A 26,891-nucleotide genomic window follows, 5' to 3' on the forward strand; every position below is an offset into this window, starting at 1 on the left:
TATGGAGGATAGGAAAATGAACAAGTTCGAGAACGGATTTATGCTGGGCGCTTCTACTGCAGCCCACCAGGTTGAAGGAAACAATACAAATTCAGATTACTGGGTAATGGAGAATATGGAGTATTCACAGTTTGTTGAGCCTTCACTGGATGCTGTGGATCACTATAACAGATACGAAGAAGACATCAAGATGCTGGCAGATGCAGGCCTTAACACCTACAGATTTTCTGTTGAATGGGCACGTATTGAGCCTGAGCAGGGCAAATTTGATGAAAAAGAGATTGAGCATTACAGGAAGATGATCAAATGCTGCAGGGACAATGGCGTTGAGCCGGTTATTACCCTCATGCATTTCACATCACCAGTGTGGCTTATAAAGCTCGGAGGCTGGGACAATGAGCAGGTTGTAGAGCTTTTTGCCAACTATGCCGGATATGTCGCTAAGCAGCTTGGAAGTGAGATAAAGTATATCTGCACCATAAATGAGGCTAACATGAGACTTCAGATTGGCGCTCTCATGGAGAGATTCAAGAAGCAGATGATGGCAAAGATGGCAAATGCAGCTAAAAGCGATGGCGACTCCATGGAGGGGCAGGTTCAGGTTGGGCTTAATCTCTCCGATCCAATGGAGAAAATGAAGCTGGCAGCAATGGAGAACGCCAAAGTATTCGGAGATCCTCAGCCGCATACATTTGTTTCCGCAACAGATGCAAATGGCGATATGATAGTTATAAAGGCGCATCAGGCAGCCAAGGAAGCAATCAAGGCTGTTAATCCGGATATTCAGGTTGGTATTACTCTTTCCCTACACGACTGCCAGTACATAGAAGGTGGCAAGGAGCGCGCAGACAGTGACTGGAATGAGGAGTTTAGCCATTACATTCCTTATATCAAGGATGATGATTTCTTTGGACTTCAGAATTATACAAGAACTACCTACGGACCTGATGGAATCGTGCCTGTTCCCGAGGGAACACCAATGACACAGATGGATTACGAGGTATATCCTGAGGCTCTTGAGCATGTAATAAGACGCGTGCATGAGGAGATGCCAAATGTTCCGATCATGGTTACAGAAAATGGAATAGCAACATCGGATGACGAGCAGAGAGTTAAGTTTATCGACAAGGCAATTGAGGGTGTTCAGAGCTGTATAAATGATGGAATTCCTGTTATCGGATACTGCCACTGGTCACTTATCGACAATTTTGAGTGGCAGAAAGGTTATGCACTGACATTTGGTCTTTGCGCAGTTGACAGGAAAACACAGATCAGGGCACCAAAGCCCAGTTTAAAGCATCTTGGAGGCTATTTGAAATAATGAAAGACACAGTACTGACGGGTGTGCAACAGATAATGATTGGTAGCAGATGCAATAGTTATGAGAGTGCACTCAGTACACTTCAGAGCATCAAGAGTGCCGGCTATGACGGCATTGAACTAAATGACTTCATGATAAGGCCAACGCCTTTTATTGTGAGGCTGCTTACAAAATTTGCCGGTATGCCCACGGGTAATGGCGGAAAACTCGATTGGAAGAAGCTGATCTCAGAGAGCGGTCTGAAAGTCATAAGCCTGCACAGCTATCTTAACAGCATTGAAGAAAACCCCGAGGCTGTTGCGAAAGAAGCCTTGAGCTTTGGAGCGGACACTGTTGTTATAACCGGTATGTACAGGTTTGATTACGGGAATGCATCTGAGGTAAAAAAGCTTGCTGAGCGCCTGAACAATGCAGGAAAAGCTCTTTTACCCTATGGAGTGAAACTCCTTTATCACAATCACAATGTAGAGCTGCAGAAGGTCTCAGAAGATAAGACCGCCTATGATCTGATCGTAGAAAACACAGATCCGCAGTATGTCAACTTCGAGCTTGATACATACTGGATGGCAGATGGCGGTGCAGATGTCACAGCCCTTGTAAACAAACTCTCAGACAGAATGGTGATGTGGCACATAAATGACAGGGGCTGCAGGAAAAAGGGACCTTTCATTACGCCCATCCTCAAAGAGGACGCTGCGGAACTCGGCACAGGAAATATGCCCCTCGATGCTATTTTGGAGACCGTAAAGGCCAATACCGGGATAGAAGCGATCGTTCTTGAGACTCACAAAAACTGGATCGATAATGATCCTATAAAGAGCCTTACGGTAAGTGCAGAGTGGTTTAGAAAAAACCGATGATCCGGACCGTTACTTCGAAGCAAAAAATGGATTCGAAGGAATAGGGTGCCTCTTTTAGTAATATAGAGAAGACCTATTAGGCGTGCAGAGTTTAGTCTCTGTGCGTCTTTTTGATTAAAAAAATATATATCTACACACAACGTGCTTCATTTGAATCTTAAGACCTACATGAAGGAACAGATCTAGCTTCATACTGCTGTGACCTTCATGAAAATTACTTGAAAGTCTTTTTTATCTGCTCCAGAAATTTTTCCGCAATAGGAGTAAAGGTCTGATACTTATTCCATATCAGATACAGCTCTGATTTTAGTTCAGGTGAAAGCGGTCTGAATACTATGTCAGTTCCTTCAGTATTTATCAGATTTTTAAATGTAAGAAGTATTCCAAGGTTTTCTCTTGCAAATACAGAGCTTATTAAAATAGCAGGTCAGTGATCATTCAAGGTCAAGATCATCAGCAAAGCCTGTAAGCTCAAGGACTTCAACTATGCTGTCGTTGGCATGTAATACTTTGACCTTCTGGCTCTTATCCTCCATGGTATTGATTGCAAACAGAATAACGCGAAGACCGGCGGATGAGATGTAATCAAGCTTTTCAAAATCCAGGGTCAGTGTATCGAGCTGGGGAAGAGTCTCTTCAAAGGCAGCGCTGAGATCACGGGAAGTATTTGTATCCAGGCGTCCCTCAAGCTTGAACAGACCATTTTTGTTATCGATAGTCTTATCAATGGTAAGCATAAATTATCCTCCTTATTTTGAAAATCTCTAAACTCATTTTAGCATGCATGAGTCTTTTAGTACCAATAATAAATTATTAATTTTTACTGTTTGATATTTTGTCTAATTTATATTTGTAATTATGATAATCCTGATAAATAATATTTATATAAGGTCTTTGAAACGACCTGCATATATTTTAAGAGAATTTATATTATGCAAGGAATAAATCATATGAAGAAAAGAAATAAAAAGATTGTAAAACAGGCGCTCCCGTGGATTGCATGCCTGTTTCTGATAACAGCCATAGTTAATGGAATATGTATTTATTCCAGTAACAGTAAGAACTATGTTGCATCTACCTGCAGGACTATGCAGGCTATTCTTGTTCAGGTAAGAAATTCACTTACTGAGTATAAATCGCTTTCATGGTTACTTAACTACTGGCAGGATCACAGTGATGAAATGGATCTTCCGGGGGACCGGCTGAATCGCTCATCACAGATTCAAAGGCTACTCCTTGATCATGAATATGAATCTCTTTACAGCATTACTCCGGAACAGGCAGAGAGTTTATCAGAAGAAGAACAGAGAATCTTTGCGGAAGAATGTTATCTTTTGCTTATGCCGGAATTTTCATCAATGAAGTACAGCTTCAACCTTACTGAAATAACTTTTGAAATTGTGCTGGATGATACGAATATATTCCCGCTTTTCCAGGGAATTCAGGAGGGAGAGAAGTCCTTTGGAGGTAATTTCTGTGCCCTTGGTGAGGTGTGGCCTTTTGATATAAACGAGCAGCCGGGTATCAGGGAAATGTATGAGAGCAAAGAGGATAAGGCTTTTTTCGAAGAGAAGAGCTCTCTTGCTGATGCAGAAAACAGAGAATACCTCATGGGGTATCTTCAGGTGCCGGTTGATGGTAATTTGAAGTGTCATCTGACGGCTATCCAGAGAATCACAAATATTCGTAAGTCAATCGTGGACAGTGCGAGATCCATTGAACTTATCAACGCAGTGCTGCTGTTTATCTGCGCCGTTATAATTCTTCATATGATCTATTCAAAAATAATAGATCCCCTGACACGCATAATGAGTTTCCTTAGCGATTACGCAAAGACAAAGAATACAAAGGACATCGTTCAAAAGCTTTTGACAATTGAAGCTGATAACGAGCTCGGAAGGCTTGCGGACGATTGCTCCGACATGATCACAGGAATTGAGAGATACTCTAAGGAAAAGCAGAGGATGCTCATTGAAACAGAGCGTATAAATACAGAGCTTGAGCTGGCTGCAAGGATTCAGAAGGATATGATACCTGGAGATTTTTCCGCATTCAATGATCGTACGGATCTTGATCTGTACGGTTCTATGACGCCCGCGAAATCCGTCGGCGGAGATTTCTATGATTTCTTTTTCCTTGATGAGGACCATATGTATATCGCTATTGCTGATGTTTCAGGAAAAGGTATCCCTGCAGCGATGTTCATGATGCTCACAAAAAACATACTTGCCAATAATGCAAGAGAGGGCAAGTCACCGGCAAAGATACTCACTGATTCTAACACAGCGATACTTATGCAGAATAAAGAGCTTATGTTTCTGACTGTATGGGTTGCAATACTCGAGATATCCACAGGTAAGCTGACCATGGCAAATGCCGGACATGAAAGACCGGCATTATTGAAAACGGGTGGCGAATTCGAACTATTAAATGATAAACACGGTTATGTTCTCGGCGTTCGAAAGGGTAAGCAATACACCGAGGAAGTGATTGAACTTGAAAAAGGTTCAAAGATTTTTGTTTATACAGACGGAGTTGTGGAAGCGATAGATTCAGAGAAAGAACAGTTTGGTACTGACAGGATGCTTGAAGCATTAAACAGAGTGGCTAAAGAATCACCGAAGCAGCTGCTTGATGAAGTAAGAAGCTCAGTTGATGCTTTTGTTGAGGAAGAGGAGCAGTTTGATGACCTCACAATGCTCTGCCTTGAATATAAATGATGTGTTTTTATTAGGAGCTTATAGAAGGAGTAGATTATGCTTCTTGTCAGAGATTATAGTACACAGCATAATTATCGAACACTGGATATTTCCGAGAACCTGTTTCACAAGGCGCTTTCCTGCGTGTTAAAAGGTGAGACACACTTTCATGTCAAAAATAAAAACGGACCCTCATTTGATCTTGAATATGTAAATAATCAGAAATGGTGTGAAAGCTTCCCGGAGTATCCTTATTCACCGCTTTTTCGCCGTGAACCGCTGTATCCTCCTTATTATATGTATGATGAAAAAGATAAGGATAAGATATGCTTCGATATTCTCGATGGGATAGAGCGTATATGGTTTGAGGAAGTAAATGAGTACACTGTGGTGATCACAGGGATTGTCTTAAGGTATACGGATATTGCTGTTTTGTGGAACGATAAGAGAATCAAATGGTTTTATCCAAAAGAAGAAAAAATCCAAATTACCTACGAAGTGCAGGGGGATGAAAAGACGCTTCGTGTCCACAGAGCATTCAAGCCATCAGCATTCGACTGCGACTTTCTGAACATGGATCAGGTGGTCTTGTTTCACCACTTCTTTGTATATCAGTGGCTGACGGATCTGCCACTAAATAAGGTGAAATACGCTGAGATTCTTGTGGCAAAAAGTGAGGGAATCGGAAGTATACTTACCTGCTATACAAGAACCAGGAATTTTCTTAGTCGTTTTGGATTAGAGGTAACCTTACAGGCAGGAAGCTCCAGATATCCTGATCATGTAATAGAGAAGTACTTCGCTATCAAGATGACACCGGAGGATTCGAACGAAGACAACACTATATATATAACCAATTATTACGGAATACTGTTCACGAAGATGCTAAGGCTTGCGCATGAGAGGGAGTTTGGCCTCGAATTGATGAATCCGGGATTTATTGATGAGATGAAGGAGTACTCGGATGTAATAATGAAAGGAAAGCGAATGCTTGGCGTTCTGCTTCGCGGTTCTGATTACATCACCTCTGAAATGAGCGGAACATCGGCTCCCGCTGCAGTTGAAAGCGCAGTACCGAAGATCAGGGAGTGGATGGATCAGTATGGGTATGACGGGATTATACTCGCCACTGAGGATGCGGATATCCTCTCAAAAATGAAAGCTGCTTTTCCGGGCAAGATCAGAGTTGTGTCACAGGTAAGGTACAGCATAACTGATTTTGAAAGAGAAAACGTAATTACAATAAGCGAATTGGACAGCATTAAGTATTCCGGAACAGATTATGATGTTTTCCTTGAGGATTCTTTAGTGAATTATTTTTATGCGCTCTATATGATATCTATGTGCGAAAGCTTCATGTACTCCGGGGAAAGCGGCGGAATGGCAATGGCTAAGGCTCTTAATGGCGGCAAATATAAGAAAATGTACAGCTTTGCTGAGGGTAAAGAGGTAGACGAATAGAAGCAGGAATCCGGAAGGACTTTTATAGTATTTTAATTTGTTAAATATTTAATATGTTCAATAATATAGTTATGCATAGATCATATTAAGGAAGGTCTTCAGAAATTCATTAAGCTTAAAAAGGAGAAGAAATTATGGCATTTTTCCAAGGTATTACAAATCATGTTTTCTGCTCGGTAATGAAAAGAAGAGGTGCAACTGCACTCAGACACCTTGATGAAGTTAGTAAAAGGGCCGTGGCAGCAAGCGAAGAGACTCTGCTTAAGATACTTAAGGACAATGAGAATACAGAGTACGGCAAGCTCTATAATTTCAGTGAGATCAAGAGTATAGAAGACTTTAAGAAAAAGGTTCCTTTTTCGAATTATGATTCCTACGCTTCGTATATTGAGCGCATGATACAAAATGATGAGGAAAATCTAATCACAAGCTATCCCGTAAAGCACTATGCATTAAGCTCGGGAAGTGTCGGCGTGCCAAAGCACATTCCCGTAACGCAGGCTACAATTGATAACTATGCGATTTATGGTGCCAGTATCCTCTTTGGAGTCATGGATGAGTACTATAGGAATACTACAGGCAAAACCTACAAGGATGGATTCTGCCTTAATACAATAGAGGCTCCGCCGATGATGACTGAGAACGGCGTACCCAAAGGACCAATATCCGGAACGGCACTTCGTGAGTTGGCTGAGCATCTTACTAACTTCATGACGTCTCCCGCTGACCTGGTGTTCCCAACGGAGCCGATGGACAGTAAGTACTTAAAGCTTAGGTTTGCACTTCCTAACAGGAAGGTAACCTGCATGACTTCCGCATTTATGACATCACTTGTGGATCTTATGACCTGGCTTGAGTCCAATTGGGAGAGCATGTGTGATGATATAGAAAAAGGTGTCATCGGAGAGAGTATACTTGTATCCGATGAGCTTAGGAAAAAATTCGAGTCTATGTTTACTCCGGATCCTGAGAGAGCAGAGGAATTAAGAAATGAATTCAGAAAGGGCTTTGATGAAATAGTAATAAGGATATGGCCTGATTTCCAGTGGCTTGGAGCTATAGGTACGGGTGGCTTCTCGCAGTACACCTTGAAGATGAGACAGTACACAGGAAAGAATATACCGTACAGCTTCCTTAACTATGCTGCATCTGAGTCCCTGATGGCTGTTGCCAGAAGAACCGGCGAGGATGGCTTCGTGCTCCTTCCCGATGGAGGCTTTTATGAATTTATTCCTGCTGATTCCGACGATGAGGAGACAACGCTTACAATAGATCAGCTGGAAGCAGGTAAAGATTATGAGATTGTGGTAACAAATCTGTCAGGTTTTTACAGATATAAGATCAAGGACGTTATCAGGGTTAAGGGCTTCTACAATGAAGCACCGCTTGTTTCTTTCCTGTATCGTAAGAATCAGATGATCTCCATAGCCGGTGAGAAGACCAATGAGGAAGCACTTCGCTGGACCATCAGCAAATTCCAGGATGAAACCGGAATACTTGTACGTGACTACAGTATCTACGCGGATACAGATTCCAAGCCCGGTCGTTATGTACTCTTTATTGAGCCCGACAAGGAAATTGAAGAGAGCAAGATAGAGGAGTACAGAGATACTGCAGAGAAGCTCCTCGGACAGGCAAATCCGTCCTTCGGACAGAAGATAATGAACAACACACTCGGAAAGACCAAGCTCTGCATAACCCAGCAGGAAGCATACATGTTATACAGAGATATCATGATCAGGAAGGGTGTTTCCCAGAATCAGCTTAAACCTGTCAGAGCAATCGATACGCCTATGAAGGAGAAGTTCTTCTTCAAGTTCATAGAGATGGAAACGGAATAACATGAAGATTATTAGAACGTTACTGGGATCTTTTTCCGAAGCCCTTGCAGAAGGTGCGGTCATGCTGCCTAATCTGATGTTCGTGGGATTATATTACGAGCACTACGGGCAGAGTGAGTTCATTATGCCATTTGTACTTCTATATGCGTTTGAGAAGGCGGGACCGTTCCTGCTTAGTGGCTTTGGGAAGGTTAAGAATCCTTATCTGGTGTGGCTTACAGGTAATGTACTGGCTATACTGGGATGTTTTCTGATGCTTTTCGGAAACAGCGCGCACATACTGTGGAATGTGGGCGCTATTCTGATTGGCTTGGGATTATCGTGTTTTGCGCCGATGTACCGGACAATGAGGGATTCGATCAGGGAGAAAAAGATATGGTCTACAGGTGCGTCGGTTTATATAGGTTATCTGATCCTGCTGTTATATCTTGTTATCGTTATGGCATTCAGATATGTGAGCATGATTACTGTGATATTGGCTATTCTTTTCCTGGTACTGATATCGACCGTTCAGTGTATAACTCTCCGGAATCACAATCCTCATAAATATGACCCGCTGATTGAAAAAGGAACGGTTCGCGCGGATCAGTTACTTCTTGCACTGATAGTTTTGTTATTCACATACGCAATAAGGCTTTATAAGCAAACTGCAAGTCTCGGACTGGTGTTGTGGATAGCGGTTGGAATGATTCTTTTGGTCGTGGCGGCGTTCGTAACAAGAAGAAATCCTTATAGAGGGCACAGCCTTCGCACTTTATGGTATGGAGCTGAAAGGAATTTTGTAACTATTTTCTCGCTGATTTATTTTATGGCTGTCGGAGAGTATAACAAGGTTACTGTAGCATATATCATGATAGGTATCGGGGTTGCGCTTGCGAAAATTGTAAGTCCGATACTAAAGAAAATGGTCAGGGAAGAGCGGTTCGAATTATTCTGCATTGTATCCGCAAATGCTTTCTCATGTCTTATGATGATACCCGGTACGATTTCATATATGGTTGGAGTACTGGTTACAGTGATCTTTGTATCCTGTGGAAACAGCAGGAGTACAGCCGCATATCTTAAGGATGAGCGGTTCGACGTAAACGAGAGAAGACTCGTGCGCTCCAGATTCTATGGCCTTGGAGCCGTTGCGGAACAGGCCTTCATGATGGGATTCTTCTTCGTGTTCTCGTATCTGATACTGGGAAATGGAGTTGATGCGCTGTCAGCTTATACCTTCCGCGATGGCAATATGGATACAAGTCCTGTGTTTTTTTATTCACTCATGGCATGCATAGTTTTAAATACGCTTGTCGGATTGTATGTAGTGAAAAATAAGGAATAAGATGCATGTCTGGTCAACAGGAGATCAGAAGATAGGAAAGTGAGGAAGATGAAAATGAGTGAGAAGATAGTACAGACAGCAGGAAGAAATCAGCTTGGCGAATTTGCACCAATGTTTGCGCACCTAAACGATGACGTACTTTTTGGTGAGGTATGGAATGAAGAAGCTATTGACGTGAAGACCAAATGCATTATTACAGTGGTTTCACTTATGGCTTCAGGTATCACGGATTCCTCTCTGACATATCACCTTCAGAATGCGAAGGCACATGGTGTAAGTAAGGAAGAAATTGCAGCAATCATAACCCATGCCACTATGTATGTAGGATGGCCTAAGGGTTGGGCAGTATTCAGACTGGCAAAAGAAGTGTGGAATGAAACGACAGAGGCTGTTACAGAGAAGGATAAGTATCAGAATTCCATTTTCTTCCCCATTGGAGAAGAGAATCCTTATGGAGAGTTCTTTGTAGGACAGAGTTATCTGGCTCCTGTATCAAAAGAGCAGGTTTCTATTTTCAATGTAACCTTTGAGCCGGGATGCAGAAATAACTGGCATATCCACCATGCGAAAAACGGCGGCGGACAGATGCTGATCTGCATCGGTGGAAGAGGATATTATCAGGAATGGGGCAAAGATGCTGTGGAAATGACACCCGGTAAAGTGATAAACATTCCTGCTGAAGTTAAACACTGGCATGGAGCAGCACCAGATTCATGGTTCTCTCATCTTGCGATCGAGGTTGCAGGTGAAGAGACAAGCAATGAATGGCTGGAAGCTGTATCTGATGAAGACTACGGCAAACTGAAATAATATCAAAGGAATCATCTGGGGAGAAAGAGTTTGGAAAAAAGGCGAGGTTCAAGCAACCAAGGCAATGAAAGAAGCCTATCAATTTGGCCACGACTGCTAAGAAAGCTTATAAGTGATTTTTGGAAATAGAGATTTCAATATTCAAAAGGGATACTATAGACCCTTTTTTACATGTTTTTCTTGTAATCCAGACCCCATTCCTCCATGGATTTGATAATAGGTCTCATGGATTCACCCAGTTCGCTGAGAGAGTATTCTGCTCTTGGAGGAACTTCAGGATAAACTGTTCTTACAATAATTCCGTCAGCTTCCATTGATCTTAAGGAATCAGTTAAGACCTTCTGACTAATACCATCTAATGATTTCTGCAATTCATTAAATCGCCATGGTCTCGCAAGGAGATTTCTCATGTGATAAAAGAGTGGGAGAAAAACTAGCTATTATTTCAAGATACACTTTGCGCCTGTTGCAGTAATATACACGACAGTTAATAAGACCATTATGCCGCAGACCAGCCATCCTGTAAGAACTGAATTATACAGAAAAAAGAAGTGAGAGTCTTTTACCTTGCGTCCGTGTCCGAAATACTTGTAGCGATTTAAAGGGTACAACCAGCATATGCCTTGTCTGGAAAAAGAATCGCACAGTAAATGGGTGAAATATCCTAAAGCAATCCCCATCAGAGGTTGCCACATCATACCGATAAAGAAGAATATGAAGTTAAACCATAAAGTATGGGTAAGCGTTCTGTGACGGATCGGCAGATGGAAAACCCGGCCTATCCATGATTTTTTTGTATCACAGTCCGGTAGCAATGTACCAAGTACAAAAAATATGAAAAATAGCGTTATCAGATCCTGCTGCACGGGAATAAAAAAGTAACGCATCTTCCTGGCTGTATTGATAACGGATGCGTTTGTCCAGTTGTTTGTAATGTTGTAATATAGTGCGCCGGTGAATGTTGCAAGTGAGGCTCCGGCCACGATATGCTGCGGTGATGTCATTTGGAACTTGTCTTTCTTAAATTAGTCTGGTGTGCTGGCTTGTTCATCTTTGATCAAAATACGAAGTATATGGATTTATATACAAGGAATAAAATCGAAGGCAACGCAATAAGTGTAAAGATTTTATAACGTAATAGATAAATTCATAGACTAATAATTTGGTTAATTAAGAACATAACAGTACATCAGATTCTTATTATCAACTATATCCGTATATAAATCAATGCAATACGGCATAAAATCTGAGCTTTGGCGATCTGATGTATATTCATGATATATAGATTATAATATAGATAATGATATGTTTTTGGAATTCATGAAGTCGCGGACGATGTGATCAAGAAGCATATTGAAAAAGTATAATTAACGGATTATTTTATAGAGGATTTGGAAGATGAGCAAGATAGAGCTTATTCATGGTTCATGTGCAGATCAGGTGGCTGATGTAGTGGTGAACGCAGCCAATAGTGGCCTCTGGGCTGGAGGCGGAATATGTGGTGTTATCTTTAGTAAGGCGGGAATGCAGGAGCTGACAGATGCTTGCAGGAAGATCAAGACTCCGCTTAATGATGGTGATGCGGTGATCACGCCGGCGTTTAAGCTTACTAATGCAAAGGCGATTATCCATGCTGTCGGACCAAATTTTGCAGCTACGCCAACTGCTTTTGATAAGCTGTTTGATGTATATTACAATTCGCTTTGTGTTTTGAAAGAAAATGGTTATCACAGTATTTCTTTTCCTTTGATAAGTTCAGGTATATTTGGCGGGAATCTGGAGAATCCTGTGGGTGAGTCAACAAAGCAGTGTTTAAAGGCTTATAAAAAGTTCGTTCAGGATTACCCTGACTATGAGATTGATGTAAAGCTATGTGCTTTTGGGCAAGGTGAGATGATAAAGGCAGAGGCTGAGTTTACGGAAGGATTATAGGATAGAAACATAAGACAGAAACAAGGCAGAATCAAGATAGAATCAATACAGAAATAAGACATAAATATAAGACAGGTAAGAATAACCATAGAACATAATTCCGAACCTGACAAAACAAAGCAAGATATGTCATGATTCATCCGCGTGAACACATTATGATCGTATCTATATAAAAACTAGAAAGGATGAGATTCATAATGAATAGACCGATCACAACTTTATTTATGCTAATGTCACTGGATGGAAAGATAAGTCCCGGAGCATCGGATGATCTTGATGTGGACAAAGACTTTCCGGGGATCAAAGGATTATGCGAAGGACTTCATCAGTATTATGAGATAGAGCAGACCACAGATTTATGGTCATTTAACACAGGACGAGTTCAGAAGAAGATGGGGGTTAATGAAAAGCCTTATCCTGAAAAGACTCCGGTTTCTTTTGTACTGCTTGATAACACTCATCTTACCGAGCATGGAATAAGATACTTTTGCGCCAGGTCTAAAGAGTTTGTCCTTATAACATCAAATATGAATCACCCGGCATTTAGTGTCAAAGAGGACAATCTCCATATTATCTATCAGGAGACACCATCTCTTAAAGATGCGTTTTGTATACTAAAAGAAGAGTATGGCTGTGATAGGATCACGATCCAGAGCGGCGGAACTATAAATGGTATACTTTTAAGAGAAAAGCTTTTTGATTATGTTGATATCGTTGTGGCGCCGGTGCTTATAGGAGGTAAGGATACATCAACACTTATCGATGGCAATTCTATCACTAATACAGATGAACTAAAGTCTCTTGGCGTACTGCAACTGGAGAGTTGTGAAGCACTTGAGAATTCTTATGTGAGACTCAGGTATAAGGTGGTATAGATTTTTTCATAAAAGCTTTATTAAGAAGTTACGGACAAACTGATAAAGGAGTACATAGAGAAGGGTAACATCATATCATAAGGAGGGTAAGTTATGCTCGAAGTAGGTAAAAAGGCACCTGATTTCAAGCTGCCGGATCAGAATGGAACAATGCATTCATTGTCGGAGTACAAGGGTCAGAAGGTTGTTTTGTATTTTTATCCTAAAGACAATACTTCCGGTTGTACCAAGCAGGCATGCAGCTTTGCTGATCTCTATCCTCAGTTCCGCGAAAAAGGTGCCATTGTACTAGGTGTTAGTAAGGATTCCGTAGCATCTCATAAGAAGTTTGAGGAAAAGTACGGACTTCCATTTACTCTTTTGTCAGATACAGAGCTTGAGGTTATCAAGGCTTATGATGTCTGGAAAGAGAAGAAGAACTATGGCAAAGTGTCGATGGGCGTAGTGAGAACTACATATCTGATCGATGAAAAGGGCGTTATCGTTAAGGCTATGGATAAGGTCAAAGCCGCAGAGAACCCTCAGGATATGCTGGAAATCCTTGGAGGTGACTGATGTTCTTTAAGAAAAGAGCTGAAAAGAAAACTTACGATAAAGAAAACAAGAAGCCTGTGATCAGGGCGAGCATCTGCAATGGAGAGCAGGTTGCAGGTTTTATGGATGTTCATACAGGATCTTTTGAGGAAGTTATGCTTATCAGGGATTCTGAAGATCTGTTGCAGTTCATGAATGAGTACGGAATCAGTGGTGAAATAGAGAAAGTCTATTGATCAGGAGGTGCTTATGGCGGTATACAGATGTATGGCTTGTGGGTACATTTTTGATGAGGAGAAAGAGGGCAGAAGTATTAGAGATATAGATCAGTGCCCCAGATGTAAACAACCGGATGACAGATTTGTACTGGTTGAAGAGACTGAGGATAAGAAAGAGGATAAAGCCCAGGGCTAATCAACCTTAAGAAGCTTGAAATGACTTTTTTTATACTCAATCAGTCCTTCATCTTTCATGTGCGAGAGTTCTTTGGACATATTGGTTCTTTCGAGGTTCAGGTAATCAGCAAGTTGTTGCCTGTTGAAGGGGATATCAAATTCTCTGGAACCTGTCTGAAGCGCGATAGCATTCAGGTATGACAGGAGGCGTCCGCGGCAGCTCTTGGGAGAAGTATGAAAGCTTCGACCAGAGAGAACAAGGTTTTTCTGCGATGAGATAATAAGTATGTTTTTAAGGAGCTTTTCCTTCAAGGAAGAGCTCTTTTTGCTGTCATCAAGGAGATTTCTTATATTGCAAAAAAGGATGTTGCAGTCTTCGTTAGCTCTGACATCAACAAGAAGAACTTCGCCAAGAAGTGCGTAGGTTTCGGCGAAGTACTGGCCTTTTCCGACATGGCTTAGGACCGTGCAGTTGCCCCAGACGTCATTACTTTCAATAGTAACGCTTCCAGAAAGCACCATGCCTATAGCGGAGGTTTTGTCTCCGGCATGAAGGATTATGTCATCTTTTCTATAGTTCTTTTCTTTAGCTTCCAGCAGGTCAAGGCATGTGGACAGTTCTTTTGTTGTCATGCCAAGGAACAGTCTGCTTTTTTCTATACCATTTATTTCCATGAGATGCCCTCTGAATAATTCGCAAAATGTGGTTTAAACAACATACATGTTACCAACAGTATAGTATACTGACACCATCGAAACAAGGATAGACATTGTTTGTAAGGTGTTTAAGCACAAATAAGTACTTGACCAAACATTTGTGAAAGATGAAAAACAGAGAGGTTTGAAAATGGTAAGAAAGATAATAAAGATCGATGAAGAAAAATGTAATGGCTGCGGCCTTTGTGCAACAGCTTGCCACGAAGGAGCAATAGACATAATAGATGGAAAAGCAAAGCTTGTAAGAGAAAATTTCTGCGACGGCTTTGGAGATTGTCTTCCGGGATGCCCGACAGGCGCAATCACTTTTGAAGAAAGAGAAGCACCTGCCTATGATGAGGCAGCAGTTAAGGCAGCTCAGGAAAAGAAAGGATCAGTAAAAAATATGCATCAGTGCGAAAACAAGATGATGACTGAAATGCATCAGCACGCCGAAGGCCATGGATGCCCCGGTTCAAGATTTATGATGCTTAAGAGCAGATCCCAGGAAGACAGTGATCCCGGACAGGATATGATCACCAGAATGAGCACTCACCCATCCAGACTGATGCAGTGGCCTTGTCAGATAAAGCTTCTTCCAACACAGGCAGATTTCTATAAAGATGCAAGACTCCTAATTGCAGCTGACTGCACAGCTTATGCTTATGCAAACATGCATGAAGAATTCATGAAGGGCAAGGTTACAATGATTGGATGTCCCAAGCTTGACGAAGGCGATTACACGCAGAAGCTTACAGAGATAATAGCAAATAATGATATCGCCAGTGTGACCATAGTAAGAATGGAAGTTCCTTGCTGCGGAGGACTTCAGAGAGCTGCAGAAAATGCAATAAGAAATAGCGGAAAGTTCCTTCCATGGCAGGTTATTACGATATCCAGAAATGGAGAAGTAATTGATTAGAATTCTCAATAAGTCTATATTTCATAGGATTTTGTTAAAATCGAGTTTATACTAAAAGTAGTTTAAATAGTTAAGGAGGTATACCCATGACAGCATTAAATGAAAGAAAAGTAGCAGTAGTAGGTTGTGGATTCGTTGGTTCAGCATCAGCGTTTGCTCTTATGGAGAGCGGGCTCTTTTCTGAGATGGTGCTGATAGATGTCAATAAAGAAAAAGCAGAAGGAGAGGCACTTGATATAAGTCACGGACTTCCATTTGCAAAACCAATGCAGATATATGCAGGCGATTACAAAGATGCAGGCGATGCTGCAGTCGTAGTTGTTACCGCAGGAGCTGGACAAAAGCCCGGTGAGACAAGGCTTGATCTTGTGAAAAAGAATGTAAGCATATTTAAATCCATAATCCCTGAGATCGCCAAGTATAACACAGAAGGAATCCTTCTTATCGTAGCTAATCCGGTTGATATACTTACTTATGCTGCAGCAAAGCTCAGCGGTTTTCCTGAGAACAGAGTATTTGGCTCAGGAACAGTGCTTGATACCGCCAGATTCAAGTATCTTCTTGGTGAGCACCTGAGCGTAGACAGCCGTTCTGTACATGCTTTTATCATAGGTGAGCATGGCGACAGTGAGATTGCAGCCTGGAGCAGTGCGAATGTTTCAGGTATTCCTATTCACGATTTCTGTGAGATGAGAGGACACTTCGAACATGAAAAAGCGATGAAAGAGATAGCTGAGAACGTAAAGAACAGTGCTTATGGTATCATTGAGAAAAAGGGTGCTACTTACTATGGCATTGCAATGAGTGTAAGGCGTATCTGCGAAGCTATAATCCGTGACGAGAAATCTATCCTTCCAATATCAAGCATTCAGCATGGAGAAAATGGTATTGATGACGTTGCTCTCAGTATGCCAGCTATTGTCGGAAGAAAAGGCGTAGAAGGATTAGTGCCAATCAGATTAAGCGATAAGGAGAAAGAGCAGCTTAAGGCATCTGCTGATACATTGAAGAAAGTGCTGGATGATGCACTGTGATGTTTTGGCATGTGTACCACAAGCATATTTAGCTTATCATCTATATAGACGAAGATTGTATAGAAGGATCAACCTGGTAAAAGGCTGGTCCTTCTACTTTTTGAGAAAAAAGTTAGCACAAACTAACAACAAGTGCTATCATAAAACCATAATCGTTCAGAGGAGGAGAATTTTAATGGCGGATAAGATTCAGGAAGCTTATCAGGCATCGAAGAATATATATGATGATGTTCTCACGCAGGGAAGCTTTTTAGCAAAATGTATATAAAGATCTTCTGGAGCGGAACTGATGACAATGAGATTGCGAGGAAAATTCTTTCATACATACCGTATGACTTTAAAGGGTCAATTTTTGCTGCACGAAGTAGCATAGACTATAAGGAGATATTATGGTGAACGAGAATGCTGAGCTGAAGATGAAAACTATTAAAACCATGAAAGGCAAAAAGGTATTCAAAGACGAGATTGCCACAAGACTTTCTACGTCAGAGAGTGAAAAGATATGGCGTGATGCACATGAAAGGCTATACAGAATGTATGATGAACATCAGAATCTTTCTAAAGGTGTTGCCATGCACACAGATGGATTTATCTTTCCGGCAGCAGCCATCTATCTTGCTATAAAGGAGACTGATCCTGATATGGCCTATGATGTTATGAAGAAGATCATGGCAGAAAAATCTAAAAAAACAGGGCAGATGATAGCAAAATGCTGCAAGATCCCAGGCTTTAAGAAATACTTTTTGAATATGTGGGATTCAATGAGCCACAAGATGTTCGGAGAGGCTTCTGGATTCAATAATATTTTTTATCCCAGAGAGAAAGAAAGTTTTCGTATGGACATCACACAGTGTCCATACAATAAGTATCTGACAGAGCAGGGATGTCCTGAACTTAACATTCTGTTTTGCGAGAATGATATTCATTCATATGGAAATCTTCCAGGTCTTAAATTTAGCAGAACTAAAACAATCGGAGCAGGGGATGACCTGTGCGATTTTAAAATGGAACTTGTAAAGAAATAAAGATATGTTGGTGACATTAGGATAAAATCTGATCCAGAAAGCATTTAATAGCAGTGTCTTGATGATGCTTTTTTGGATATATTACATAATAATCAACAGGAGGAATCGCGCCATCAAGTATAGGTATACTTATTAAAGTTCCATCTGATAAGTATTTATTCACCAAGTGTCTTGGAAGAATGGTATACCAAGCACTGCCAAAGAGAAGAGGGAGAGCCTTGGCTGCGCTATTCACACTAAGCTGAAAACGGTGTGCTGGAGGAAAAAGCCACTGATATGTACCCGAGTAAAGAAAATCAGAATGGATCATTGGCAGAGTTTTTACCTTAGATGAGTTTATTCCATTTTTGAACTTTGTATTTTCTGAAGAGGTTACAAGCAGAACGTCTTCTTGCATGATCAGTTTACAGTTATAGTTAGGATTATCATAGGAATGATGTGAAAAGATCACGTCATTCCTTAATTTTTTTATACTGGTAATTAGTTGGTTGCTGGTATTGATTTCAATTTTAATTGAAAAAGAGGGATTCTCATTTGCAAAACTGTTAAGTTTTTTCTTTAACCAAAGCTCATAAAAAGCATCTACAGTTCCAACAGACAGAAAATGCGAAAATTTCTCATTTTGTTGTATGGCTTCCAGAGCTATGTTTTCTAAGTTTATGATTTCTTCTGCATAATTTAAAAAGGTGATTCCAGCAGGAGTTATCGATAGTTTTCTGTTATTTCTTACAAATAATTCTTTACCGATTTCTTTTTCAAGTTCTTGTATGCGCTTGCTTACAGTGGATTGAGCAACTATCAGGTTTTCAGAAGTACGTGTGAAGCTTTTGGTTTCTACTAGAGATAAGAACGTAAGAAGCTGATCCTTATTCATAATATTTAGAATCCTCCTATGAAAAAAATCGATAATAATAATCGAAATTATTCTTTTTTATAATCATAGTTATTGTGTTAGATTATTTCAATAAGAAAATACTGAAGAGGAGGAACATTATGAAAAATAAGCTATTTAACAAAGTTATTGCTGCTACTTTAACTGGAGTTATCACATTAAGTGTATGTGCATGTGGTGTCGGTTCGTCTGAGGCAAAGGAAAGTAATACAGGGAATTCTTTGCCAGTCGATGAAAATGATAATGAAGCAGAACAGCAGACGGGTGAAGTTACAGTGACAGATCTTGCCGGCAGAGAGGTTACAGTAACACTTCCTGTAGAGAATGCATATCTTGGATATTACTATGAGAATTTTCTTGCGGTTGTAGGCCCTGACGCATTTACAAGAGTTAAAGCAACGTCTCTGTATGATACAGAAGGATATGCAAATACTCTGGCAACGATCTATAAAGAGAATGTAGAAGGCTACGCAGATATGATAGATGTGGGTTCAACACTACAGGATAATATTGATGTGGAAAAACTGATAGAGCTTGACTGTGATGTGGCCATTATGGGGCAGTACCAGTATGATGCTATTACTGACAAGGTGGAACTATTGGAAGAAGCAGGAATTCCGGTTGTAATTATAGATTATTCCACAGCTACAGAGGAAACACATATTGCTTCTACAGAAGTGCTTGGAAAAGTATTTGGTGTGGAAGATAGAGCTAATGAAATCATTGAAAATTATAAAGCAGGGATGGAAAAGGTAAGAGATATCGTCTCGACTATTCAACAGTCAAAGACTACATTTCATGAATTTCATAGCGTAATAGGTACCTATTCAGAAGTAGGAGTATCTGACTTTTCTCACTATCTTTTTGGCAGCTATTTAGCACAAGCCGGGGCATCAGATATAGCATTTTCACTGGAAGAGTCTAGCGAAAATGGCAGAAGTACAACTCTTGATATGGAATATATTTTGGAACAGGATCCGGAAGTATGGTTCATTATTGGCGGCGAGGCAGCAAATGATTCATCTGATGGAATTTTGATGGGATACAATGTTTCAGAAGAAGATGTTATACAGTCTGCTAAAGGTCTTATTGGGAGCAGACCCGGTTTTGATAATTTAAACGCTGTTAAAAATGATCAGATTTATTGCATTGAGAATAATACATTAAGAACACTTCGTGACTACATAATCATTGAATATATCGCAAAAGTTCTTTATCCTGAAGAGTTTGCTGATATTGATCCTGAAAAGGAATTTGAAGAATATTCGAAAAAGTATCTTCCTTCAATTCCTATAGATGGAACATTTATTTATCACCTTAAAGTGGAAGACATTCAGTGATGAACAGTTATTATAGAAGACTTAACAGAAAAAGATTTGCGATAATAGTGCTGGCTTCAATAGTTATGTTATTGTTGCTCCTTGCGGATCTGTTTACAGGATCTTCTAATTTGTCTGTCAGTGGAGCGATGAAGATATTACTGGATGGACCATCTAAAGAAAGTAAGTACCATTTTATTATCTGGTCTATCAGAATGCCAATGACCATGACTTGTCTGGGAGTTGGAGCTTCATTGGCACTGGCAGGAGAACATATGCAGACGATACTTCAAAATCCTCTGGCCAGCCCATATACATTGGGGATATCGTCTGCAGCAGGCTTTGGAGCAGCTCTTTCTGTTGTGACAGGATTTCCTTTTCTCCCGGTCGCCTGGATAAATACTTCTTTATCTGCGCTTATATTTGCTCTTGGGACATCAGCTATGATTTTTACGATATGCAGAAATAATACAGATTCAAAAACAATGATCTTGATCGGAATAGTTGTTACGTTTCTGTTCAGTGCATTACAGTCTCTGATGCAGTATCTTGCAAGTCAGGATCAGCTTTCAGAAATAATGCACTGGATGTTTGGATCATTATCAAAAGCGACAGAAGAAGGTTCGTTTGTGTGTATTGCATGTTTTTTAATTATCTTTTTATTGTCGATGCGACTTACATGGCAGCTTACATGTCTTTCAACAGGCGAAGAAAGATCAAGAAGTCTTGGAATCAATACGGGAAAGCTAAGAAAAGAGATATATCTGTATTCTTCCTTGTTGACAGCGGTAGCGGTTTCTTATGTTGGTGCTATAGGTTTTATTGGACTTGTAGCACCACATCTTGCAAGGTCTTATGTTGGAGATGATCAGAGATTTTTGCTATGCCTGTCTTCAATTATGGGAGCGATCATTCTTTTGGCGGCATCTGTTATTGCCAAGATATTAAAACCTGGTGAAATAATACCTGTTGGAATAATAACAAATATAGTAGGCGTGGCGTTTCTTCTATATCTTTTATTGAGGAAGAAAGTTTGAAAATGAATATGAATGATCATTTTGATATGAAGATCAAGCTTGAAGATATTAAGGTGAGCTTTGGATTGAAGAAGGTGCTTGATGGAGTAAATTTGGAATATGTTGGTGAAGGAATATATGCCATAATAGGCGTCAATGGAACGGGGAAAAGCGTTCTTATGAAATCGATCGCAGGAATCCAGACATATTCAGGAAAAGTTAGTATTACTAATTGTAAAAAAATATGTCAGAAAGAAGATATAGCTTATGTACCTCAGGTTACCAGTCTTAATTCATCATTGACTTCGTTTGAAATGGTTTTGTTAGGAAAAGTTAATCATCTAAAAATGCGTGTATCAGATGAGATGGTAAAAGAAGTTTATGAAGTGATGGAAAGATTAAATATCAGAAGCTTGGAAGAACAGACTTTCAGTTCTTTATCGGGAGGACAGAAACAGCTTATTATTATGGCTCAGGCTTTGATTTCCAAGCCTAAGCTTCTTCTTTTGGATGAACCAACATCAGCTCTTGATCTGTATCATCAACTAAATCTTTTATCTCTTGCAAGGCAATACTGTAAAGAAACCGGGGCCATAACAATAGTTATCATGCATGACTTATCGCAAGCTGCGAGATTTTGTAAGAGAATAACAATTTTAAAAGATGGAAAAGTATTCGCATATGGGAAGCCCCAAGAAGTATTGACCGAAATAAATATCAAGGAGGTTTTTAAAGTTGATGCTGAAATTGGCTTCAGTAATAGCGGTTATACGACTGTACAGCCTGTTGCTATTTCAGTTTAATGAAAAGTATGACACAAAACAATAAAATAGTAACAGGAAATCTTTTTGTTGAGATTCTGAAATATCTGGCGCCTTTGATACTAAGCATGTTGATCCAACAATCTTATCAAACCATTGATGCAATTATTATTGGGCAAGGTGTTGGAGCTAATGCATTAGGAGCAATCGATGCTACGTATGGTTTTATCAAACTTTTGATCAATTCGGTGATAATTCTTTACACTGCGGCATCTGTAGTAGTTGCAAAGCATTATGGCGCAGGGGATATTATAAGTGTAAAGAATTCAATAAAAGTAATGTTAGTACTTGCTGTAGTTACGGGTATCTTCATAACCCTATCCCCTTTGCTTCTAATTAAAACGATATGCAATGTCATGAGCGTTCCAAAAGAAATGCTTGGCGAGGCTATGCTTTACACAGAGATCATCCTGGGTGGATCTATCTTTATGATATTGTTCAATTGCGGCGGAAGTATTTTGAAAAGTCTTGGAGATTCGAGATTACCTGCAACTGCGCTGGCCTTTTCCTGCATGATTAATATTGTTCTGGATGCATTCCTGGTTTTTTGTTTAAATCTTGGAGTAGAGGGAGTTGCATTTGCAACAGTAATTGCGAATATAGTGAGTGCATCAATAGTATTGGCTAAGTTGTGGAAGACATACATAGACTTAGAAAAGAGAGAAGGTACGAGGAAAAACGATAGCAACGTCCTGATCAGATCCATTAGAGAGATAATGATATTTGGAGTTCCAGCAGCAGGACAGTCAATATTGTTTTCATTTTCTAATATCTTTTTACAGTCGAATATAAATAAATGCGGTGCCAAAGCTGTTTCTGCATGGGCTGTATGTGGGAAACTTGATTTCCTTATTTGGATAATAGCTGATGGACTTTCTATTACAGGAGCAACTTTCATTGCTCAAAATATAGGAGCGAAAGAGGGAAAGAGAGCTAAAAGAGCTGAAAGATATGTGTTGAAAATATTTGTTGCAACAATAGTGTTGATAAGTACAATTTTGTATTTTACAACTCCATTATTGGCCCTTGTCTTTATAAAAGATAAAGCAGTGATAAATGTTGCTGGAATGCTTATGAAACAGATAGCACCATTTTATGTAACATGTATTGGTGCAGAACTTTATAGTGGCATTTTTCGAGGCTATGGAAAAGCGTTACAGCCGGTTATATTTACACTCGTTGGAACAATAGGAGGAAGGACTTTATGGATTTTTATATGTTCATCTATAGAAAGGACTGATATAAAAAACATCATTCTTGCATATCCATTTAGCTGGATTTTAACAACAGCTCTTTTTATTTTTTATCGTTTATTAGATAGAAAAATTGGAAAAATGCGACAGTCATATAGACTTATCTAAGTCTATGTGACTTTTTATTTGCATTTGCGTTAGTTTTATCTAACAAATTAGTAGTATCATTGAATTATAAATTTGTTAAAAACGGAAAGAAAATTATAAATACGCTAACTGAGATAGACAATAGTGAATCAGAGTGCTATGATTCTGAGTTAGCTAGTGCTAACTTTTTTTAAAAAAGGGAGGATTGTACGATGAAAGCAGATTATAAAAACTGGATGCCCAAAGGAATGGTACTTGGATTTCTGGTTGCTACGGGAGTTTTATTGTTGATAACTTTGATAACAATGTTTCTGGGATTGCCATCTATAGTTCAAATAGTATTTCTTATACTAACAGTATTGTCTGGATTAATGACTTTATGGATGTTTTTGATGTATAGAGCTTTTTCTTACAATGGAAAAAGACAAATGTCCAGACAGATAATTGAAGGTGTGTCTTCATATGTGAAGATCCCAGATGGAGGTAAGTGTCTTGATATTGGATGTGGAAGTGGAGCTCTAAGCATTGCCTGCGCTAAGAAGAATCCTAGTGCTCAGATTATCGGCATAGACAGATGGGGCAAAGAGTATGCTTCTTTTAGTAAGAATCTTTGTGAGAGTAATTCCGCTGCCGAAGGAGTAACTAATACATCTTTCCGGAATGGAGATGCCTGTAAGTTGGATTTTGCAGATGAGACATTTGATGCAGTAACAAGTAATTACGTATACCACAATATTCCCAGCAAAGACAGACAGTCAATTCTTCTTGAGACGTTAAGAACACTTAAGAAGGGTGGCACATTTGCAATTCACGACATAATGTCACCTGCTAAGTACGGTGATATGGAAAGCTTTGTAAATAAGCTTAAAGATATGGGTTACAAAGAAGTTAAGCTTGTTGATACTACAAATGGTATGTTCATGAGCAAATGGGAGTCCACTTGGATGGGGCTTTCAGGTTCTGCAATTCTTATGGGGAGGAAATAAGTTCGAAATATGTATCATATCGAGAAAAACACAGTACAGGAAACACTGATAATACCATTGTTTGGAAGGAAAGTATGCTCTGAACATTTTCCGCATCTGTTCAAAGATCCGGAGGCTGAGCGCATCTGCTCAATGCTAGATTATGATTTTGCAGAAAAAGGTAAGAAGATGGAAAGCGCAGTCGGACTTTTTGGAGCATTAGAGGTTGCTCAGAGGCAGTATGACCTTGCTTGGGAAGTTAAAGATTATTTGAAATCTCATCCAAATGCTGCTGTAGTAAATCTTGGATGTGGTTTGGATGATACTTTCAGAAAGTGTGATAACGGAACCTGCAAGGGCTACAATATAGATATGCCGGATGTAATTACAGTAAGAAATGAACTTTTACCTGCTGTAGATAGGGAAAAGAACCTTGCATATGATCTTAATGATGAACGCTGGATGGATGAAATAGACTCGTCTCATGGGGCAGTGTTCTTTGCATCAGGTGTTTTCTATTATTTTAAAACTGAGGCAGTAAGAGAATTATTCCAAAAAATGGCGAAGAAGTTTTCAGGTGGTGTGGTAGTGTTTGATTCTTGCAACCAGCGCGGAGCAAAGATGATGACTAAGACTTGGTTAAAGGAAGCAGGAATATCGGATGTAAATGCCTTATTCTCTGTTGAAGATAAGTCTGAAATCGAAGCTTGGAGCAATGATTTTGCAGCTGTAAATGCTCGTAGTTACATGAGGGGATACAGAGATATCTACAATGAGGTCAGTTTCTTTCATAAACTTATGATCAAGTTCTGCGATAGACTTGTTAAGATGCAGATTATAAAGGTTACGTTCAAGTAGGTGTATCTTTGGCTACCGGTGGTGAAATCTGCGACTACTGGATCGTGCCAGACCAAATCAAGAATCCGCAATAAATGTGGAGGATATGTTGATGGACCATCATGTCATGATGAGGTAATTAGAAGATGTTGAAGAATTATATGAAAGAAGGACAAAAACTTCCGCTGTTTGGAGTAGGTCCTTATATTATCTATGGAATAGCTGTAGTCAATATCGTCGGAATCGTGCTACTATGCTATGTGCTTAAAATTGGTATTCTGGATGAACCATTGACACTCATATTTCGTATTACTGGCATATTACTGATTGTATTAGGAATTGCGATTTGGTATATAGGTGCGCTACGTTCAGACATGGATGATTCAATCACTGAGAATAAACTACAAACAAAAGGAATATATTCCTTGGTGAGAAATCCTATGTACAGCGGATGGTGGATTTCACTTTCTGGAATAACTCTTATGTGGCATAATGTCTGGCTACTGATATTTCCAATCATTGATTGGCTGATCATGACAATAGCCCTTATTAACACCGAAGAGAAATGGCTTTTGGATTTATATGGTGATGAATATGCTGAGTATAAGAAAACTGTAAACAGATGCATCCCATGGTTTCCAAAACATGCTGAAAAAAGGCGGAAGAGATGACAACACACGAATATGGAAAAGAAAATGACAAGGTTATAGTGCTAATACATCCATCAGTGGTAATGTGGGACTACTTTGAGTATGTTATTCCACTTATGGAAAAGAAATACCATCTGATCATTCCTGCAATCCCAGGTTATGACCCTGATGTAAAGAATGATTTTACCAGTGTTGAAGGGATTTCAAAAGAGTTAGAAGATTGGCTGATCAGGCATGGACTAAGCAATGTAACCTGCCTCTATGGCTGCTCCATGGGTGGCAGTATTGTTACCAGAATGCTTTCAGACAATAAAGTAAATGTACAAAGCGCTATTTTGGACGGTGGAATAACTCCATATCAGCTCCCCTGGATCATCACAAGATTGATAGCCGTAAGAGATTTTCTAATGATATATATTGGCAAGATTGGCGGAGCAAAGCTATTGGAGAAAGCATTCTGCATGGATGAATTGTCAGAGGACGATATAAAATACGCCGCAGGCGTTCTGAAGATGATGAGTGCTAAGACAATCTGGCGAACCTTTGACTCCTGCGATAATTACTCTATGCCTAAAGATATCCATACTGACTGCAAACACATAGAATACTGGGTTGCAGAAAAAGAGGTCAAGGACAGAAAGTGGGACATAGACTATATAAGAAAGATCTATCCTAACACTATATTTAGAAAGATCAAGAATATGGGGCATGGTGGCCTCGCTCCGTTTCATCCGGAAAAGTTTGTGAGGGGGATTGAGAGAGCTATAATGCAGGGGGATAAGAAATGATTTTGACTATTTTTCTTTCGTTAGTTTTTTGTGTAGCAATTACACTCATGATGCTTTCAGCGGTGGCTTTTATCCAGGATAAGAAACTTTTCTCTTCTGCACCAAAGGAAGCGCAGGCTGTGCTTCGACACAGAGACAAGGAGCTATTCTATGGGGCGAGGATAATTGGATGGACGCTTATGATTTTCAGCATTCTGATGATACTTGGTGTAGGTGTTATCTCAATTTGGGATGGCTTCAGGAGTGGGTTCACGTTTTGGCAGTTCTTTTTTAGATTTGTTTTTATATTCACAGTTTACAAACTTTATGACATGATCTGCTTTGATTACTTCCTGCTTTTGAAGTTCCATTTCTTCCAGTTTTATTATCCGGAAGTGAAGGAAGTATATGCGGACAGGAAGTATGGATATAACATCAAGAGCCAGCTGTTGAAGCTTCTTGTGATATTCCCGGCAGCGTCAGCTCTCGTGGCCTGGATATGTACATTATCTTGAGAAATGTGGAGGAGCTATGAGCATTAAATATGAGATC

Annotated in this window: 29 protein-coding genes; 24 read left to right on the plus strand and 5 right to left on the minus strand. The window is 39.9% G+C overall.

The genetic code is table 11. The features are described 5' to 3' along the window. Positions 1–16 precede the first annotated feature (16 nt). Both WAA20_RS06550 and WAA20_RS06555 read left to right on the plus strand, forming a co-directional pair. Positions 17–1,321, plus strand: a complete 1,305-nt coding sequence (locus WAA20_RS06550; RefSeq protein WP_073384679.1) for a family 1 glycosylhydrolase — start codon at positions 17–19, stop codon at positions 1,319–1,321. After that, entirely contained in the window at positions 1,321–2,181 is an 861-nt protein-coding gene (locus tag WAA20_RS06555) for a sugar phosphate isomerase/epimerase (RefSeq protein ID WP_073384677.1), read from the plus strand. Before WAA20_RS06550 ends, WAA20_RS06555 begins: the two co-directional genes overlap by 1 nt. 434 nt (positions 2,182–2,615) lie before the next feature. Here WAA20_RS06555 and WAA20_RS06560 read toward each other — a convergent pair whose 3' ends face one another. Then, positions 2,616–2,918 (minus strand): STAS domain-containing protein, encoded by a 303-nt coding sequence (locus WAA20_RS06560; RefSeq protein ID WP_027217863.1) that lies wholly within the window; start codon positions 2,916–2,918, stop codon positions 2,616–2,618. A gap of 213 nt (positions 2,919–3,131) precedes the next feature. Between WAA20_RS06560 and WAA20_RS06565 the strand changes: the two genes are divergently transcribed. From WAA20_RS06565 to WAA20_RS06585, 5 genes are all read left to right on the plus strand, one after another. Beyond that, positions 3,132–4,901, plus strand: a complete 1,770-nt coding sequence (locus tag WAA20_RS06565) for a PP2C family protein-serine/threonine phosphatase (RefSeq protein ID WP_167562630.1) — start codon at positions 3,132–3,134, stop codon at positions 4,899–4,901. Between the two features lie 36 nt (positions 4,902–4,937). Further along, the gene (locus tag WAA20_RS06570; RefSeq protein WP_073384673.1) at positions 4,938–6,341 is read left to right on the plus strand and encodes a hypothetical protein; all 1,404 of its coding nucleotides are present in this window, start codon (positions 4,938–4,940) and stop codon (positions 6,339–6,341) included. Positions 6,342–6,475: 134 nt separating this feature from the next. After that, positions 6,476–8,182, plus strand: a complete 1,707-nt coding sequence (locus tag WAA20_RS06575; RefSeq protein ID WP_073384671.1) for a GH3 auxin-responsive promoter family protein — start codon at positions 6,476–6,478, stop codon at positions 8,180–8,182. 1 nt (position 8,183) lies between these two features. Beyond that, positions 8,184–9,509, plus strand: coding sequence for a hypothetical protein (locus WAA20_RS06580; RefSeq protein WP_034454279.1), 1,326 nt, complete (start codon positions 8,184–8,186; stop codon positions 9,507–9,509). Between the two features lie 54 nt (positions 9,510–9,563). Next, a complete protein-coding gene (locus WAA20_RS06585; protein WP_073384669.1) occupies positions 9,564–10,319 on the plus strand; it encodes a carboxymuconolactone decarboxylase family protein in 756 nt (251 codons plus the stop codon). 167 nt (positions 10,320–10,486) lie between these two features. Here the strand turns inward: WAA20_RS06585 and WAA20_RS06590 are convergent, their stop codons facing one another. Beyond that, a complete protein-coding gene (locus WAA20_RS06590; RefSeq protein WP_081373608.1) occupies positions 10,487–10,729 on the minus strand; it encodes a helix-turn-helix domain-containing protein in 243 nt (80 codons plus the stop codon). A 30-nt stretch (positions 10,730–10,759) separates the two neighbouring features. After that, on the minus strand, positions 10,760–11,323 hold the full coding sequence (locus WAA20_RS06595) for a metal-dependent hydrolase (protein WP_073384667.1): 564 nt from the start codon (positions 11,321–11,323) through the stop codon (positions 10,760–10,762). A gap of 394 nt (positions 11,324–11,717) precedes the next feature. Between WAA20_RS06595 and WAA20_RS06600 the strand changes: the two genes are divergently transcribed. The 5 genes from WAA20_RS06600 (at position 11,718) to WAA20_RS06620 (ending at position 14,074) form a co-directional block, all read left to right on the plus strand. Continuing rightward, complete coding sequence (locus tag WAA20_RS06600) at positions 11,718–12,251, plus strand: macro domain-containing protein (protein WP_073384665.1); 534 nt, start codon at positions 11,718–11,720, stop codon at positions 12,249–12,251. 197 nt (positions 12,252–12,448) lie between these two features. Then, complete coding sequence (locus WAA20_RS06605) at positions 12,449–13,126, plus strand: dihydrofolate reductase family protein (RefSeq protein ID WP_073384663.1); 678 nt, start codon at positions 12,449–12,451, stop codon at positions 13,124–13,126. A 93-nt stretch (positions 13,127–13,219) separates the two neighbouring features. Further along, positions 13,220–13,681 carry a thioredoxin-dependent thiol peroxidase gene (gene bcp / locus WAA20_RS06610; RefSeq protein WP_073384661.1) on the plus strand — a complete coding sequence of 154 codons (462 nt, stop codon included), beginning with the start codon at positions 13,220–13,222 and terminating at the stop codon, positions 13,679–13,681. Next, positions 13,678–13,896 (plus strand): aspartate dehydrogenase, encoded by a 219-nt coding sequence (locus WAA20_RS06615; protein WP_110072856.1) that lies wholly within the window; start codon positions 13,678–13,680, stop codon positions 13,894–13,896. Before bcp ends, WAA20_RS06615 begins: the two co-directional genes overlap by 4 nt. A gap of 13 nt (positions 13,897–13,909) precedes the next feature. Then, the gene (locus WAA20_RS06620) at positions 13,910–14,074 is read left to right on the plus strand and encodes a hypothetical protein (RefSeq protein WP_167562629.1); all 165 of its coding nucleotides are present in this window, start codon (positions 13,910–13,912) and stop codon (positions 14,072–14,074) included. Here the strand turns inward: WAA20_RS06620 and WAA20_RS06625 are convergent. After that, on the minus strand, positions 14,071–14,730 hold the full coding sequence (locus tag WAA20_RS06625) for a Crp/Fnr family transcriptional regulator (protein WP_073384657.1): 660 nt from the start codon (positions 14,728–14,730) through the stop codon (positions 14,071–14,073). The genes WAA20_RS06620 and WAA20_RS06625 overlap by 4 nt on opposite strands. A 172-nt stretch (positions 14,731–14,902) precedes the next feature. Here WAA20_RS06625 and WAA20_RS06630 point away from each other — a divergent pair, with 172 nt between their 5' ends. The 3 genes from WAA20_RS06630 (at position 14,903) to WAA20_RS06640 (ending at position 17,732) form a co-directional block, all read left to right on the plus strand. Further along, positions 14,903–15,673 carry a 4Fe-4S binding protein gene (locus WAA20_RS06630; RefSeq protein ID WP_073384656.1) on the plus strand — a complete coding sequence of 257 codons (771 nt, stop codon included), beginning with the start codon at positions 14,903–14,905 and terminating at the stop codon, positions 15,671–15,673. An 86-nt stretch (positions 15,674–15,759) separates the two neighbouring features. Then, complete coding sequence (locus WAA20_RS06635; RefSeq protein WP_073384654.1) at positions 15,760–16,707, plus strand: L-lactate dehydrogenase; 948 nt, start codon at positions 15,760–15,762, stop codon at positions 16,705–16,707. 389 nt (positions 16,708–17,096) lie between these two features. Then, positions 17,097–17,732 (plus strand): L-2-amino-thiazoline-4-carboxylic acid hydrolase, encoded by a 636-nt coding sequence (locus WAA20_RS06640; RefSeq protein ID WP_081373607.1) that lies wholly within the window; start codon positions 17,097–17,099, stop codon positions 17,730–17,732. Positions 17,733–17,748: 16 nt separating this feature from the next. On the opposite strand, the gene WAA20_RS06645 is transcribed toward WAA20_RS06640, so the two are convergent. Then, positions 17,749–18,606: a LysR family transcriptional regulator gene (locus tag WAA20_RS06645; RefSeq protein WP_073384652.1), complete on the minus strand. Its 858-nt coding sequence runs from the start codon at positions 18,604–18,606 to the stop codon at positions 17,749–17,751. A 119-nt stretch (positions 18,607–18,725) separates the two neighbouring features. Between WAA20_RS06645 and WAA20_RS06650 the strand changes: the two genes are divergently transcribed. The 9 genes from WAA20_RS06650 to WAA20_RS06690 all read left to right on the plus strand — a co-directional run bounded on the left by WAA20_RS06650 (position 18,726) and on the right by WAA20_RS06690 (position 26,854). Beyond that, complete coding sequence (locus tag WAA20_RS06650; protein ID WP_073384650.1) at positions 18,726–19,964, plus strand: ABC transporter substrate-binding protein; 1,239 nt, start codon at positions 18,726–18,728, stop codon at positions 19,962–19,964. Further along, a complete protein-coding gene (locus WAA20_RS06655) occupies positions 19,964–20,980 on the plus strand; it encodes an iron ABC transporter permease (RefSeq protein ID WP_073384648.1) in 1,017 nt (338 codons plus the stop codon). The genes WAA20_RS06650 and WAA20_RS06655 overlap by 1 nt, the downstream gene beginning before the upstream one ends. A gap of 2 nt (positions 20,981–20,982) precedes the next feature. Beyond that, on the plus strand, positions 20,983–21,762 hold the full coding sequence (locus WAA20_RS06660) for an ABC transporter ATP-binding protein (RefSeq protein ID WP_081373606.1): 780 nt from the start codon (positions 20,983–20,985) through the stop codon (positions 21,760–21,762). Between the two features lie 8 nt (positions 21,763–21,770). Then, positions 21,771–23,141 carry an MATE family efflux transporter gene (locus WAA20_RS06665; RefSeq protein WP_167562628.1) on the plus strand — a complete coding sequence of 457 codons (1,371 nt, stop codon included), beginning with the start codon at positions 21,771–21,773 and terminating at the stop codon, positions 23,139–23,141. A 191-nt stretch (positions 23,142–23,332) separates the two neighbouring features. Then, positions 23,333–24,106 (plus strand): class I SAM-dependent methyltransferase, encoded by a 774-nt coding sequence (locus WAA20_RS06670; RefSeq protein ID WP_073384644.1) that lies wholly within the window; start codon positions 23,333–23,335, stop codon positions 24,104–24,106. A 57-nt stretch (positions 24,107–24,163) separates the two neighbouring features. Beyond that, positions 24,164–24,943, plus strand: coding sequence for a class I SAM-dependent methyltransferase (locus WAA20_RS06675; RefSeq protein ID WP_338802536.1), 780 nt, complete (start codon positions 24,164–24,166; stop codon positions 24,941–24,943). 125 nt (positions 24,944–25,068) lie between these two features. Further along, on the plus strand, positions 25,069–25,593 hold the full coding sequence (locus tag WAA20_RS06680; RefSeq protein ID WP_081373605.1) for an isoprenylcysteine carboxylmethyltransferase family protein: 525 nt from the start codon (positions 25,069–25,071) through the stop codon (positions 25,591–25,593). Then, complete coding sequence (locus WAA20_RS06685; RefSeq protein ID WP_073384641.1) at positions 25,590–26,360, plus strand: alpha/beta fold hydrolase; 771 nt, start codon at positions 25,590–25,592, stop codon at positions 26,358–26,360. Before WAA20_RS06680 ends, WAA20_RS06685 begins: the two co-directional genes overlap by 4 nt. Beyond that, positions 26,357–26,854 (plus strand): hypothetical protein, encoded by a 498-nt coding sequence (locus WAA20_RS06690; protein ID WP_073384639.1) that lies wholly within the window; start codon positions 26,357–26,359, stop codon positions 26,852–26,854. Before WAA20_RS06685 ends, WAA20_RS06690 begins: the two co-directional genes overlap by 4 nt. The last annotated feature ends 37 nt before the right edge of the window (positions 26,855–26,891 follow it).

The organism is Butyrivibrio fibrisolvens (assembly GCF_037113525.1).
GTDB classification, from domain to species: domain Bacteria; phylum Bacillota; class Clostridia; order Lachnospirales; family Lachnospiraceae; genus Butyrivibrio; species Butyrivibrio fibrisolvens.

Coding starts and splice junctions, on each gene's coding strand:
- WAA20_RS06605 (WP_073384663.1), top strand. CDS start 12,449: ATGAATAGACCGATCACAACTTTATTTATGCTAATGTCACTGGATGGA.
- WAA20_RS06600 (WP_073384665.1), top strand. CDS start 11,718: ATGAGCAAGATAGAGCTTATTCATGGTTCATGTGCAGATCAGGTGGCT.
- WAA20_RS06575 (WP_073384671.1), top strand. CDS start 6,476: ATGGCATTTTTCCAAGGTATTACAAATCATGTTTTCTGCTCGGTAATG.
- WAA20_RS06625 (WP_073384657.1), bottom strand. CDS start 14,730: ATGGAAATAAATGGTATAGAAAAAAGCAGACTGTTCCTTGGCATGACA.
- WAA20_RS06660 (WP_081373606.1), top strand. CDS start 20,983: ATGAATATGAATGATCATTTTGATATGAAGATCAAGCTTGAAGATATT.
- WAA20_RS06590 (WP_081373608.1), bottom strand. CDS start 10,729: ATGAGAAATCTCCTTGCGAGACCATGGCGATTTAATGAATTGCAGAAA.
- WAA20_RS06555 (WP_073384677.1), top strand. CDS start 1,321: ATGAAAGACACAGTACTGACGGGTGTGCAACAGATAATGATTGGTAGC.
- WAA20_RS06595 (WP_073384667.1), bottom strand. CDS start 11,323: ATGACATCACCGCAGCATATCGTGGCCGGAGCCTCACTTGCAACATTC.
- WAA20_RS06690 (WP_073384639.1), top strand. CDS start 26,357: ATGATTTTGACTATTTTTCTTTCGTTAGTTTTTTGTGTAGCAATTACA.
- bcp (WP_073384661.1), top strand. CDS start 13,220: ATGCTCGAAGTAGGTAAAAAGGCACCTGATTTCAAGCTGCCGGATCAG.
- WAA20_RS06650 (WP_073384650.1), top strand. CDS start 18,726: ATGAAAAATAAGCTATTTAACAAAGTTATTGCTGCTACTTTAACTGGA.
- WAA20_RS06640 (WP_081373607.1), top strand. CDS start 17,097: ATGGTGAACGAGAATGCTGAGCTGAAGATGAAAACTATTAAAACCATG.
- WAA20_RS06570 (WP_073384673.1), top strand. CDS start 4,938: ATGCTTCTTGTCAGAGATTATAGTACACAGCATAATTATCGAACACTG.
- WAA20_RS06645 (WP_073384652.1), bottom strand. CDS start 18,606: ATGAATAAGGATCAGCTTCTTACGTTCTTATCTCTAGTAGAAACCAAA.
- WAA20_RS06630 (WP_073384656.1), top strand. CDS start 14,903: ATGGTAAGAAAGATAATAAAGATCGATGAAGAAAAATGTAATGGCTGC.
- WAA20_RS06655 (WP_073384648.1), top strand. CDS start 19,964: ATGAACAGTTATTATAGAAGACTTAACAGAAAAAGATTTGCGATAATA.
- WAA20_RS06580 (WP_034454279.1), top strand. CDS start 8,184: ATGAAGATTATTAGAACGTTACTGGGATCTTTTTCCGAAGCCCTTGCA.
- WAA20_RS06620 (WP_167562629.1), top strand. CDS start 13,910: ATGGCGGTATACAGATGTATGGCTTGTGGGTACATTTTTGATGAGGAG.
- WAA20_RS06685 (WP_073384641.1), top strand. CDS start 25,590: ATGACAACACACGAATATGGAAAAGAAAATGACAAGGTTATAGTGCTA.
- WAA20_RS06670 (WP_073384644.1), top strand. CDS start 23,333: ATGAAAGCAGATTATAAAAACTGGATGCCCAAAGGAATGGTACTTGGA.
- WAA20_RS06560 (WP_027217863.1), bottom strand. CDS start 2,918: ATGCTTACCATTGATAAGACTATCGATAACAAAAATGGTCTGTTCAAG.
- WAA20_RS06565 (WP_167562630.1), top strand. CDS start 3,132: ATGAAGAAAAGAAATAAAAAGATTGTAAAACAGGCGCTCCCGTGGATT.
- WAA20_RS06550 (WP_073384679.1), top strand. CDS start 17: ATGAACAAGTTCGAGAACGGATTTATGCTGGGCGCTTCTACTGCAGCC.
- WAA20_RS06585 (WP_073384669.1), top strand. CDS start 9,564: ATGAGTGAGAAGATAGTACAGACAGCAGGAAGAAATCAGCTTGGCGAA.
- WAA20_RS06665 (WP_167562628.1), top strand. CDS start 21,771: ATGACACAAAACAATAAAATAGTAACAGGAAATCTTTTTGTTGAGATT.
- WAA20_RS06680 (WP_081373605.1), top strand. CDS start 25,069: ATGTTGAAGAATTATATGAAAGAAGGACAAAAACTTCCGCTGTTTGGA.
- WAA20_RS06635 (WP_073384654.1), top strand. CDS start 15,760: ATGACAGCATTAAATGAAAGAAAAGTAGCAGTAGTAGGTTGTGGATTC.